11 protein-coding genes are annotated in these 11,892 nt (G+C 75.6%); 7 read left to right on the forward strand and 4 right to left on the reverse strand.

Translation table 11 applies throughout. From position 1 onward, the window contains the following. Positions 1-7: 7 nt before the first annotated feature. Entirely contained in the window at positions 8-1,108 is a 1,101-nt protein-coding gene (locus tag OERS_RS16620; protein ID WP_068627135.1) for an amidohydrolase family protein, read from the reverse strand. Beyond that, positions 1,105-1,968, reverse strand: coding sequence for a tryptophan 2,3-dioxygenase (locus tag OERS_RS16625; protein ID WP_068627136.1), 864 nt, complete (start codon positions 1,966-1,968; stop codon positions 1,105-1,107). Before OERS_RS16625 ends, OERS_RS16620 begins: the two co-directional genes overlap by 4 nt. Before the next feature lie 74 nt (positions 1,969-2,042). Between OERS_RS16625 and OERS_RS16630 the strand changes: the two genes are divergently transcribed. The 3 genes from OERS_RS16630 (at position 2,043) to OERS_RS16640 (ending at position 4,696) form a co-directional block, all read left to right on the forward strand. Continuing rightward, entirely contained in the window at positions 2,043-2,603 is a 561-nt protein-coding gene (locus OERS_RS16630; protein WP_068627138.1) for a GNAT family N-acetyltransferase, read from the forward strand. Between the two features lie 178 nt (positions 2,604-2,781). Next, positions 2,782-3,990, forward strand: coding sequence for a beta-ketoacyl-[acyl-carrier-protein] synthase family protein (locus tag OERS_RS16635; RefSeq protein ID WP_068627141.1), 1,209 nt, complete (start codon positions 2,782-2,784; stop codon positions 3,988-3,990). A gap of 109 nt (positions 3,991-4,099) precedes the next feature. Next, positions 4,100-4,696, forward strand: coding sequence for a dihydrofolate reductase family protein (locus OERS_RS16640; RefSeq protein ID WP_068627142.1), 597 nt, complete (start codon positions 4,100-4,102; stop codon positions 4,694-4,696). 45 nt (positions 4,697-4,741) lie between these two features. On the opposite strand, the gene yidC is transcribed toward OERS_RS16640, so the two are convergent. Together yidC and OERS_RS16650 are read right to left on the reverse strand one after the other, a co-directional pair. Then, positions 4,742-5,725 carry a membrane protein insertase YidC gene (gene yidC, locus OERS_RS16645; protein ID WP_068627144.1) on the reverse strand — a complete coding sequence of 328 codons (984 nt, stop codon included), beginning with the start codon at positions 5,723-5,725 and terminating at the stop codon, positions 4,742-4,744. Positions 5,726-5,821: 96 nt separating this feature from the next. Further along, on the reverse strand, positions 5,822-6,181 hold the full coding sequence (locus OERS_RS16650) for a hypothetical protein (protein ID WP_068627146.1): 360 nt from the start codon (positions 6,179-6,181) through the stop codon (positions 5,822-5,824). A gap of 307 nt (positions 6,182-6,488) precedes the next feature. Here OERS_RS16650 and OERS_RS16655 point away from each other — a divergent pair, with 307 nt between their 5' ends. The 4 genes from OERS_RS16655 to OERS_RS16670 all read left to right on the forward strand — a co-directional run bounded on the left by OERS_RS16655 (position 6,489) and on the right by OERS_RS16670 (position 11,733). Next, on the forward strand, positions 6,489-8,159 hold the full coding sequence (locus tag OERS_RS16655; protein ID WP_068627149.1) for an ammonium transporter: 1,671 nt from the start codon (positions 6,489-6,491) through the stop codon (positions 8,157-8,159). Between the two features lie 68 nt (positions 8,160-8,227). Next, the gene (hrpB, locus tag OERS_RS16660; protein WP_211268503.1) at positions 8,228-10,792 is read left to right on the forward strand and encodes an ATP-dependent helicase HrpB; all 2,565 of its coding nucleotides are present in this window, start codon (positions 8,228-8,230) and stop codon (positions 10,790-10,792) included. 129 nt (positions 10,793-10,921) lie between these two features. Next, positions 10,922-11,149 carry a hypothetical protein gene (locus tag OERS_RS16665; protein WP_068627150.1) on the forward strand — a complete coding sequence of 76 codons (228 nt, stop codon included), beginning with the start codon at positions 10,922-10,924 and terminating at the stop codon, positions 11,147-11,149. A 23-nt stretch (positions 11,150-11,172) separates the two neighbouring features. Next, a complete protein-coding gene (locus OERS_RS16670) occupies positions 11,173-11,733 on the forward strand; it encodes a dihydrofolate reductase family protein (RefSeq protein ID WP_068627152.1) in 561 nt (186 codons plus the stop codon). Positions 11,734-11,892: the final 159 nt, after the last annotated feature.

Genomic DNA, 11,892 nt, shown 5'->3' on the forward strand with positions numbered 1-11,892 from the left:
GAGTCGGTCACGGGTGGGTCCTCCGGGGGGTCTCGAGGGCGAACCCGGCGGAGCCGGGCCGGTGCGTGAGGTCGTCGGGGACGAGGACCGTGGCGCGTGCGAGCCAGGCGACGAGGTCCTCGGGGGAGGCGTCCGGACCGAGGGCCTCGCCGGGCACGTAGGTGAACGCCGCCCCCGTCGGGGTCGACGTCAGGGCGCGCAGCAGGCCGTCGGCCGTGAGGCCTGCGGCACCGAGCGCGAGCAGCTCGCGCGGGTCGATCCCCGCCGGGAGCGGGCCGTTGCCCTGGTCGGTGCCGTAGACGACCGTCCCGCCGGCCGCGGCGAACCGCGTCAGGTTGTCGATCGCGACGTCCTGCTCGCGGGTCGGGCTCGCCCAGCCGTGGATGTCGAGCGTGCTGATCCACTGCTGCGTGCGAGCCATCGCGCCGACCAGGTCGTCGGGCAGGCGTTCGCTGAACGGCGCGTGGGCCAGCCGGTCGATCCCGGCCTCGTGCGCGCGCCGGGCCTGCCCCTCGCCCTCGACGTGCGCGACGACGGGCCGACCGTGCGCGCGGGCCCGGGCGAGGATCGCGCCGAAGGTCTCGTCGTCGAGCTCGGGACCTGCGCCCGGGTGCAGCACGACCTTGAGGAAGCTCGCTCCCGCCGCGACCTGGCGGTCGACCGCGGCCACGGACCGTTCGGGGCCCGCGACCTCCTCGACCGCGCCGGGCGGGGCCCAGGACCGGTCGGACGGATACCCGCCGGGGGCCGTGAGTAAGGCTCCGGCGTAGCGGACGGCGGGCAGTCCCGGTGTTCCGGTCAGCCCCGCGAGGACCCGCGGGTCCCCGCCCAGGTCGTCCACCGCGGCCAGGCCACCCCGGCGCAGGGCCGCAGGGTCGACCAGGGCCAGGTGGACGTGCGCGTCGGTCAGACCCGGGAGCACCGTGCCCCGAAGGCGAAGGTCCGGCGCCGGATCCGCACCCCTCGCGGTCCGCAGGCCGCGCGCGGTGGCGACGAGCGTCGTCGGGCCCGACCACCCCGCGTCCCGCTCCCAGCGGGCGTCGACGGTGAGACCGACGGCGCTCGCGGTGCTGTCGGCTCCGCCGGACCCCGCGCGGCCGCCCGTCACCGCGGGCCGATCTCGGTGCGCACAGCGAAGAGCTCGGGGAAGAACGTCAGGTCGAGGGCCTTCTCGAGGAAGCCCACGCCGCTCGACCCTCCCGTGCCGCGCTTGGTGCCGATGATGCGCAGCACGGTCTTCATGTGCCGGAAGCGCCAGAGCTGGAAGTTGTCCTCGAGGTCGACGAGCTCCTCGCAGCTCTCGTAGGCGAGCCAGTCGGCCTCGGGGTCCTCGTAGATCGCGCGGATGGTCTGGACGAGGTCCTCGTCCAGGGTGTGCGCCTGCGTGACGTCCCGCTCGAGGACCCTGGCGGGCACGTCGTGCCCGTGGCGCGCGAGGTAGCGCAGGAACTCGTCGTAGACGCTCGTCTCGTGCAGGAGCCGCTCGAGCAGGTCGTGCGCGGCCGGGTCCGAGGCGAACACCGTCAGCATGCGTGCGTTCTTGTTGCCCAGCAGGAACTCGACCGCGCGGTACTGGTGGGACTGGAACCCCGACGAGCTGCCCAGGAAGCCCCGGAACTGCGCGTACTCGCTCGGGGTGAGCGTCGCGAGGACCGACCACTGCTCGGTCAGCGTGCGCTGGACGTGCTTGACCCGGGCGATGCGCTTGAGCGCGGACTGCAGGTCGTCGGCCGCGATGAGCTCGCGCGCCGAGGCCAGCTCGTGCAGGACCAGCTTGAGCCACAGCTCGGTCGTCTGGTGCTGGACGATGAAGAGCATCTCGTCGTGGTGGACGGGCGCGCTGACCGGGACCTGGGCGTCCAGGAGCGTGTCCAGGTGCAGGTAGGTGCTGTAGGTCATGCGGTCGCGCAGGTCGGTCACGATGCTCGGCTCGAGGGGTCGCTCGTTGCTGGACGACGGCGTTGTCATGGATCGAGACTAGGGCGCCGCGGCGCCCGCGTCAGCGTTTCGTGCGGGCAGCGGTGCCGACGTAGGGTCGCCGGGTGACGAGCGGAACCGGGCGGGCGACGAGCATCGAGGTCGCGTTCCTCGACGACCTCGCGGACGACGCGCCCTCGCGCGCAGAGCTGCTGCGCGCTCTGCGCGACGTCACGGGCGCTCCTGGTCAGGACGTGTTCTCGGCGTCCGCCGACCAGATCCTCACGCTCGCCGAGGCCGACCCCGACCGGCACGCGCTGGTCGTCCGGCGCGACGGCCAGGTCGCCGGGGTCGGCGTCCTGCACCCGGGTGGCGCGTCCGACGAGATGCTCGACCGGCTCGACGGCGCCCGCCCGCAGGACGTCGTCGTCTTCCGCGGCTTCCTCGTCGACCGGCACCACCAGGGGGTCGGGGTCGGGTCCTCGGTGGCCGCGGCGCTCCCGGCGCTCGTGGCCCGCCTGGCCGAGCGGCTCCGCAGGAAACCGTTCGCGTCGGTCGTCCTCGTCGTCGACGCGGACAACGCCGCCGGGCTGCGCGCCTACACCCGTGCCGGGTTCGTCGACCGCGGCGCGTACCTCGACGCGGTCGGCCGGACGCAGCACGTCATGGCGCTCGCGGTCGTCTAGGCGGCGCTCGGGGCGTCGCCGTCGTCGCCTTCGTCGGGCGACCGGCTCCGACGGGACCGGGCGAGCGCGGCGTGACGGTGCTCACGTGAAGCCCTTTCGTGAAGCGCATCCGGTACGCCTGTCTTAGCCTGCACCCAGGGTCGGGCAGACGCCGTAGGAACCGTGACGGGAGTGCCTCATGACACGAGCAGTGGTGACCGGGGTCGGTGCGGTGACACCGCTGTCGTCGACCGCGCCGGGGACGTGGGGCGCACTGCTCCGCGGTGAGCAGGGGGTCGGTGCCCTCGACGACGCGTGGGCCCGGGATCTGCCCGTGCGCATCGCGGCCCGCGTGGACGACGCGTTCGCCGAGACTCTGGGCGTGCGGATCAGGCGACGCACCGACCGCGCCGAGCAGCTCGCGCTCGTCGCGGGGCGCGAGGCCTGGGAGGACGCGGGCCGCCCCGACGTCGACCCCACGCGTCTCGCGGTAGCCGTCGGCTCGGCCAACGGCGGGATCGCCACGACGCTCGAGCAGAGCCGCGTGCTCCAGACCCAGGGGCACCGACGGGTCTCGCCGCACGCCGTGACCATGCTCATGGCCAACGGGCCTGCGGCCTGGCTCTCGATCGACCTGGGAGCCCAGGCCGGGGCGCGGGCTCCTGTCAGCGCGTGCGCGGCGGGGCTCGAGGCGATCCTCATGGGCCGCGAGATGATCCTCGCGGGCAGCGCCGACGTGGTCGTGTGCGGGGGAGTCGAGGCGGGGGTCCAGGAGTTCTCGATCGCCGCGTTCGCCCAGGCGCGCGCGATGTCGACGCGCAACGACGAGCCGGGGCGGGCGTCGCGCCCGTTCGACGCGGCCCGCGACGGGTTCGTCATGGGCGAGGGCGCGTCGATCGTCGTCCTGGAGAGCGAGGAGCACGCCCGCGCCCGCGGCGCGAGGGTCCTGGGCGCGGTCTCCGGCGCCGCGCTCACCTCCGACGCGTTCGACATCGTGGGCGGCGACCCCGCCAACCAGGCGCGCACCGTCTCGCTCGCGCTGCGCTCGGCCGGTCTGGCGCCCGGCGACCTGGGCCTGGTCCACGCGCACGCCACCTCGACGCCCGTCGGCGACCTCAACGAGGCGGCCGCGCTGCGGGCCGCGCTGACCGACCCACCTCCCGTGACGTCGACCAAGGGGGCGACGGGGCACCTCCTGGGCGCCTCGGGATCGCTCGGGGTCGTCGCGGCGCTGCTCGCGCTGCGCGAGGGCGCCGTCCCGCCCACGCTCAACGTCGACGAGCTGGACCCCGCGGTCGACCTCGACGTGGTCCACGGCGTGGCGCGCCCGACGACGGCGCGCCACGCCCTGGTCAACGCGTTCGGGTTCGGCGGCCACAGCGCGAGCGTCGTGGTCTCGCGCGACTGAGCGGCGAGACGGGGTGAGCTGTGCCCGCCCGCGGGGACCGATGAGTTCACGCACCGGGCGCGGTCCACACCGCCGGAACCATCCGTGCAACAGCAGCAGGAGGTCGGCCATGGGTCGGGTAGTCGTCGTGAGCTTCATCAGCATCGACGGGGTGGTCCAGGCGCCCCTGTCGCCCGACGAGGACCGCGACGGCGGCTTCGACCGCGGCGGCTGGGTCCCCCCGCTGAGTGACGACACGGTCGATGCGTTCATGCAGGCGGCGACGGTCGGCGCCGCGGGCATGCTGCTGGGGCGCCGGTCCTACGAGATCCTCCGGGACGCCTGGGCGCAGGCGGACGACTCCGAGCCGGCGATCGCTGCCATGAACCGCATGCCGAAGCACGTCGTCTCGTCGGCGCTCTCGCCCGCCGACCTCACCTGGCGAAACTCTCACCTGGTCGGCGCCGACCTGCCCCGCGTCGTCACGGACCTCACGGGCCGCACCGACGGCGATCTCGTCGTCCTCGGAGCGGCGACCCTGGTCCGCGCCCTGGCCGAGCACGACCTCGTCGACGAGTACCGCCTGCTGGTCTTCCCGATCGTCCTGGGGTCCGGGAAGCGCATGTTCGACGAGCGCGCCCGCCCGGCCCGCTTCACACTGACCGAGAGCGTCGTCTCCCCCCGCGGGGTCGTCATCCTCACCTACGTGCGAGGCGCCTCCGACTGAGCAGCGGCACGCCCGGCACCGAGCCGGCGGCCCGGGCGGCCGGCCTCAGGCCCGGCGTCCCTTCCGCGTCGTTCCCCGACGCGGCTGCGGCCGCTGACCTCCGGCGCGCGGTGCCGCAGCAGGTCCTGCGGGCCCGTTCGGCTCGGTGCGCCCAGCCGCCGAGGTCCCCTGTGCGGGGCTGCCCGGCGCAGGAGCCCGGCGCGACCGCGACCCGTCCTGCTCGCCCGACGTCACGAGGCGTCCGATCACGAGCTGCTGCCCGAGCCCCCACAGCGACGACGTGGCCCAGTACAGGACGACGCCGACGGGGAAGCCCACGGCCACCACGGCAGAGACCGCCGGCAGCACGAACGCGAGCGTCCCCTGCTGCCGCGCGAGCGGGTTCGTGGGGTCGGCGGGCGGGTTGTTGCGTGCGCTGAACCGCTGGGTCAGGACCTGCGCGGCGTACATGAGGACGATCAGGACGGCGGGCACCAGGACCCCTGCCAGGCCGCCGGAACCGCCCAGCGCACCCGTCAGCGTGCCGGACAGCGGGGCGCCGAGGAGCGTGGCGGCGTCGGCCTGGCGGACCAGGTCGCCCGTGAGCGCGCCGACGGGCGTCTGGCGGCCGATCCCGGAGAGCACCGAGTACAGCGCGAACAGGACCGGCGCCTGGACCAGGAGGGGCAGGCAGCCCGTGAGCGGGTTCGCCCCGGTGCGGGTCATGAGCTCCTGCTGCTCGCGCCGGGCTGCGTCACGGCTCGCCGCGTCGGTCCTGCCGCGGTACTTCTCCTGGATGCGGCGGATCTCGGGCGAGGCCAGCCGCATGGCGCGCATGCCTCGGACCTGGGTCACCACGAGCGGGACGAGCAGGACCTTGACGACCACGACGAGGCCGACGATCGCGAGGCTCCACCCGGCGCCCCCGGCGGGGTCGAGGCCCAGGGCGGTCAGGGCGCTGTGGAGGTGGACGAGGATCCAGGCGACCACGAGCTGGAGCGGGTGGACGAGGGTGGAGAGGGCATGGGTGAGGGTGTCGAGGACGGGCACGGCGGACTCCTGCGGGACGGAGGGGAGGGGAGCGTGGAGCTCCCGCGCCGCGTCAGCAGCACCCGGGCCGTTGGACGGCTCAGGAAGGCTGGGGGATCAGGCGGTGCGCGGGAGCGCGAGGGCTCCCGGTGCCCGCGGCCGTGGCCGTCCGGGCGTGGTGGGGCTGTGCTGGCGCACCGGTGCCGGCAGCGGCAGCGGCTCGGCCGCGACGGGGACCGTGAGGAGCAGCAGGACCGCCACGGCGACGCACGCGAGCGCGACGCCCAGGGCGCCCGCGGTCGCGGCGAGCGTCGCCGCACCGAGCAGGGAGAGCACGGCGCCGAGCGACGTGGTGCCCAGCGAGTGCCCGACGGCGAGCGCCAGCACGAGCACGAGCGGCACCGTCGCGAGGGTCCGGGCCGCGGACGCGGCGGTCAGGTGGTCGTAGCGCTCACGCAGCGCCTGGGCCGTCCGCACGTCTCCACCTCCGCCCCTCGTGACCTGGCGGGTGCCGTCCCGCGCGTCCGCCCAGACTAGCGCCCCACGGGGACGCGAGGGCGCCGGGGCAGGGCGCGCACCGTCCGGGCCCGGGGCTCGCGTGCTCCGATGTCGCACTGGCCGATCCCGTGCGATGCTCGCACAGACCGGAGACGTCCGTGGCGCGCTCCTCGCACCCACGGGAGCCGGTCGGCTCCAGAGCAGTCTCGCGCGTCGCCGTGCGGAAGGACGCGCCCGTAGCCTCGGGGTGCCAGGAGGCGCCCCGAGCCGTTCTCCGGGAGGTCTCATGTCCGAGCTGGTGATCGACAGCGGCGACACCGTCTGGGTGCTCGTCTCGGCGGCCCTCGTCCTGTTCATGATGCCGGGGCTCGCGCTGTTCTACGCGGGACTGGTCCGGCGCGGCAACGTGCTCGCCATCATGCAGCAGAACCTGGTGCCCATCGCTGTGATCACGCTGACGTGGATCCTGGTGGGCTACAGCATCGCGTTCAGCGACGACATCGGGAACGGGTTCATGGGCGACCTCGGGCTGTTCGGCCTCACGGGGCTCGACACGGCCCCGACGCCCGCGCTGCACGCCGTCGACGGCGACGTGGCCATCCCGACGCTCGCGTTCGTGGCCTTCCAGATGATGTTCGCGATCATCACCCCGGCGCTCCTGACCGGCGCGACCGTCGGGCGGCTCAAGACCGTCGGCTGGGTCGTCACGCTCGCGCTGTGGTCGGTGCTCGTCTACCCGTTCGTCGCGCACTGGCTGTTCAACCCCGACGGCTGGCTCGTCGGGATCGGCGCCCAGGACTGGGCCGGCGGGATCGTGGTGCACGCCGCAGCCGGGGCCGCGGCGCTCGCGGTCCTCGTGGTCGTGGGGCGCCGGCAGGGCTGGCCGAGGGCCGGCTCGATCCCGCACTCGATCCCGCTCGCCGTCGCGGGTGCCGGGATCCTGTGGTTCGGCTGGTTCGGCTTCAACGGCGGCGGCTCGCTCCAGGGCAACGGCGTCGCGGCCCAGGCGCTGCTCAACACGCACGTGGCAGGGGCCGCGGCCATGGCCGCGTGGCTGCTCATGGAGCGTCTGCGCACGGGCAAGGGGACCGTGATCGGCGCGGTCACGGGCGGCGTCGCCGGGCTCGCGACGATCACGCCGTGCGCGGGCTACGTCAGCACGCTCTCCGCGCTGGTCATCGGCCTCGCCGCGGGGGTCGTGTGCACGTTCGCGCTCGGCCTCAAGACGGTCTTCCGGTTCGACGACGCCCTGGACGTCATCGCCGTGCACTTCGTGGGCGGCATCCTCGGTTCGCTGCTGCTGGGGCTGTTCGGGTCGCACGCGATCAACGCCGCGGGGGTCGACGGGCTGTTCTTCGGCGGGGGCGCCGACCTCCTGGTCGCCCAGGTGATCGCCCTGGTCGTCGTGATCGCGTTCTCGTTCGTCGTGACGCTCCTCATCGCGCTCGCGGTCCAGAAGACCGTCGGTCTCAAGGTGGCCCCGGGGCACGAGTTCGGGATGGACGAGGTCGAGCAGGGCGCGAACGCCTACACGCTGGGCCAGGTCTCGGGGCTGTCGGCAGCGGGCTCCGCAGGTGGGCCGGGCGGCTCCGGGACGCTCGCCGCGTCCGAGCACCCGGCCCCCGGGGAGCCCGGCACCGCCGCACCGACGGGGGCTCCCGGCGCGGTCGTCCTCACCGCGACCTTCGACTCCGCGGACCTCGACACCCTCACGACCGCGCTCGAGGCCGCAGGGGCGTGGGCGATCCAGGTCACCGAGGTCGACGAGGTCGTCGCCGACCCGCCGTCGCTGCGGTTCCGCGAGTCCTCGCAGCGCCCGCGCTTCGCGCGCCGCCTGCGCGTCGAGCTCTGCGTGGCCCAGGCCGCGTCCCCGGCCGTCGTCGAGCTCCTGTCTCGCCAGACCGTGGGCCTGCGCACGCCCCTGCTCCACACGCTGGTCGAGGCCCCGCGAGCCTGACCTACGAGGTCGCGGGACGCCGCGAGCAGCACCGGCGGGACGACGTCCCGGCAGGGGACAATGTCCCCGTGGACCCGGACCCGATCGCCCGCCTGCTCGCCTCCCCGCCCGACCTCCCGGTCCGCCACCACCTGGCCGAGCTCCTCGACGCGGTGCGCACGCGCGGCGTCGCGGTGCTCCAGGCCCCGCCCGGCACGGGAAAGACGACCCTGGTCCCGCCGGCGCTCGCGGGCAGGGGTGTGGGCTGGGCGTCCCACGACGCCGCCGGGGGCACGGCGGCCCACGACGCCACCGGGGGTGCCGGCCTCGCCCCGCGTGCCGGGACGGCCCGCGTGGTTGTGACCCAGCCGCGACGGATCGCGGCCCGTGCCGCGGCGCGTCGCCTCGCGCACCTGCTGGGCGAGCCCGTGGGCCGCACGGTCGGCTTCTCGGTGCGCGGCGAGTCGCGCACGGGTCCCGAGACCCGCATCGAGGTGGTCACGACGGGCGTGCTCCTGCGTCGCCTCCAGCGCGACCCGGAGCTGGCCGGGGTCGACGTCGTGGTCCTCGACGAGGTCCACGAGCGTCACCTCGACGCGGACCTGACGCTCGCGCTGCTCGTCGACGTCCGGGCGACCCTGCGCCCCGACCTGACCCTCGTCGCGATGTCCGCGACGATCGAGGCCGAGCGCACCGCGAGCCTGCTGGGCGACGGGTCGCCGGCCCCGGTCGTGGTCGCCGACGGCAGCCTCTTCCCGGTCCAGGAGGTGTGGGTCCCGGCGCCCGGGCCGCGGCTCGACGAGCGGGGCGTCCAGCGAGCCTTCCTCGACCACGTCGCGGCGACCGCACGTCGTGCGCTGGCCGAGCAGCCGGGCGACGTGCTGGTCTTCGTCCCGGGAGCCGGTGAGGTCGACGGCGTCGCGCGCCGGCTCGCGGGCGTGCCGGCCGACGTGCGGCCGCTGCACGGGCGGCTGCCCGCGCGCGAGCAGGACCTCGCGCTGACCCCCGGGCCACGTCGTCGGGTCGTGGTCTCCACGGCCGTCGCGGAGTCCTCGCTCACGGTGCCCGGTGTGCGCGTGGTCGTCGACGCGGGGCTCTCGCGCGAGCCGCGCACCGACCACCGTCGCGGGCTCGCGGGCCTGGTGACCGTGCGCGTGAGCCGGGCGGCGGCCGAGCAGCGCGCGGGGCGCGCCGGGCGCGAGGGACCGGGCGCGGTCTACCGGTGCTGGTCGCCGGGCGAGCACGCCCAGCTCGTGGCGCACCCCGTCCCGGAGATCCTCACCGCGGACCTGGTCGCGTTCGCGCTCGAGCTCGCGTGCTGGGGCAGCCCCGACGGCTCCGACCTCGCGCTCCTGGACCCACCTCCCGCGGCCGCGATGGCGGTCGCGCGCGCGACCCTCGAGTCGCTCGGTGCGGTCGACCACGACGGGGCCGTCACGCCCCGGGGGCGCGAGATCGCGCGCGTCCCGGCCGACCCGCGGCTCGCGCGCGCCCTGCTGGACGCGAGCGACGTCGTCGGGCCGCGGCTCGCCGCCGAGGTGGTCGCCCTCCTGTCCGACGACGTGCGCGCCCCCGGGGCGGACCTCGTCGCGTCCCTGCGGGAGGTACGACGCGGCGGCCCGGCGAGCGGGTCGTGGCGCGCGCAGGCCGAGCGGCTCGAACGCCTGCTGCCGGGACACGGCGCCCGGGGGGCGGGTCGGAGGCGCGCGGACCTGAGCCTCGACCTCGCCGTCGGGCTCGTGGTCGCGCTCGCGCACCCGGACAGGGTCGCGCGCCGGCGCCCGAACGGGGCCGCGTACCTCATGGCGTCGGGCACCGGCGCCGCGCTCCCGCCCGGCTCCCCGCTCGCGGGCTACGACTGGCTCGCGGTCGCCGACGCCGACCGCGGTGCGGGCCGGCGCGACGCGACGATCCGCTCGGCCGCACCGATCGACGAGGACCTCGCCTACGAGGCAGCGTCGGCGGCGCTGCGCGAGGACGAGCACGTAACCTGGACGGGCGGGCGGATCCAGGCTCGGCGCACCACGCGGCTGGGCGCGATCGAGATCGCGTCGCAGAGGATCGCCGACCCGCCCGCCGACCAGGTCGTCGCGGCGCTGCGGACCGGGCTCGAGCGCGAGGGCCTGGACGTCCTGCCGTGGCGCGAGTCCGCGCACGAGCTGCGCCGCCGCCTCGACTTCCTGCACCGCACCCTGGGTGAACCCTGGCCCGACGTGTCCGACGACGCGCTCCTCGCGAGCCTCGACTCGTGGCTCGGGCCCGACCTCGCGCGGGTCCGCACGGCCGCCGACCTCCAGCGCCTCGACCTGACCAGCGCGTTGCGCAGGCTGCTGCCCTGGCCCGCGGCGGGCCGGCTCGACGAGCTCGCCCCGGTGCGCGTGGACCTGCCCGGCGGCAGGAGCGCGCGCCTGGACTACGCGGGCGACCAGCCCGTGCTCGCGGTCAAGGTCCAGGACGCGTTCGGCTGGCGCGCCACCCCGCGCATCGCCGACGGCCGGGTGCCCGTGCTGCTGCACCTGCTGTCCCCGGCCCGGCGCCCCGCGGCGATCACCGCGGACCTCGAGTCGTTCTGGCGCACCGGGTACGCCCAGGTCCGCGCCGAGCTGCGAAGGCGCTACCCCAAGCACGACTGGCCCGAGGACCCGGGCGCGTGAGCCCGTGCCCGTCCAGGACGTGAGGACCCGCGGCGGCGGCCCGTTCCTGAAGGGCAGCCCACGGCCGGTCCGCTGCCCGCCCGGCGGCCCCGGAGTACGCTGAGAGAGCGCGAGCGCAAGGAGGGGACCATGGTCGGCCCGAGCGAACCCAGACCCGTCGGGAACGTGCTCTGGCTCGCGCTCGGCTCGTTCCTCCTGGCCGTGCTCCTCGTCACGACCGGCGCCCCGGTGCTGCCGTTCCTGCTGCTCCTGCTCGCGGTGCTCTTCGCGGTGGTCGGCGGCACCCGCTACGTGCGGACCCGGCACACCCCCCGTCACCACGCGCCGCCCCGCGACGCGCCCCCGGGCCGAGCCTAGGCGGCCCCCACCGAGGAGGAACCGTGGGACTGCTGACCTACACGAGCAACACCTCGCTCGACGGCTTCGTGGCCGACGCGTCGGGCTCGTTCGCCTTCAGCTTCCCCGACGAGGAGGTGCTCGCGTTCATCAACGACCTCGAGCGACCCGTCGGGACCTACCTGTTCGGGCGGCGCCTCTACGAGGTCATGGCCGTCTGGGACGACCCGGCCATGCTCGACGACCCGTCGCCCGGGACGCGCGACTTCGCGGCCCAGTGGCGCGAGACGGACAAGGTCGTCTACTCGACCACGCTCGCCGAGGTCTCGGCCCCCCGCACGCGCCTCGAGCGGACCTTCGACCCGTCGGCGGTCCGCGACCTCGTGCAGGGCGCCGACGCCGAGGTCGGCCTCGGGGGCCCGACCCTCGCCGCCGCGGCGCTCGCGGCCGGGCTCGTCGACGAGGTCCGGCTCCTGGTGCGCCCGGTCCTGCTGGGCGGTGGGCTCGCGAACTTCCCGCTCGGGGTGCGCACCGACCTCGAGCTCGTCGACGAGCGGCGCTTCGCGAGCGGGGTCGTGCACGTCCACTACCGCGTGCGTCGCTGAGCCGGGCTCGCCCGCCGCCGCACGTCGTCGGTCGGTGACCTCCTCGCCGTGAGCCGCCGCAGCCCCGGCGATCTCGCGCGGGCCCGAGGGCGGCGAGGCGGAGCGAGGGCGGACGGCCGGCGCTCTCCTCGACGGGCCGCTCCGGCCGGTCGCCTGAGA

This window comes from Oerskovia enterophila, assembly GCF_001692445.1.
Lineage (GTDB): Bacteria > Actinomycetota > Actinomycetes > Actinomycetales > Cellulomonadaceae > Oerskovia > Oerskovia enterophila.

Bases quoted from the DNA above. Each gene is read 5' to 3' on its own strand.
- OERS_RS16655 (WP_068627149.1), top strand. From the start codon at position 6,489: ATGTCCGAGCTGGTGATCGACAGCGGCGACACCGTCTGGGTGCTCGTC.
- OERS_RS16665 (WP_068627150.1), top strand. From the start codon at position 10,922: ATGGTCGGCCCGAGCGAACCCAGACCCGTCGGGAACGTGCTCTGGCTC.
- OERS_RS16635 (WP_068627141.1), top strand. From the start codon at position 2,782: ATGACACGAGCAGTGGTGACCGGGGTCGGTGCGGTGACACCGCTGTCG.
- OERS_RS16640 (WP_068627142.1), top strand. From the start codon at position 4,100: ATGGGTCGGGTAGTCGTCGTGAGCTTCATCAGCATCGACGGGGTGGTC.
- OERS_RS16625 (WP_068627136.1), bottom strand. From the start codon at position 1,968: ATGACAACGCCGTCGTCCAGCAACGAGCGACCCCTCGAGCCGAGCATC.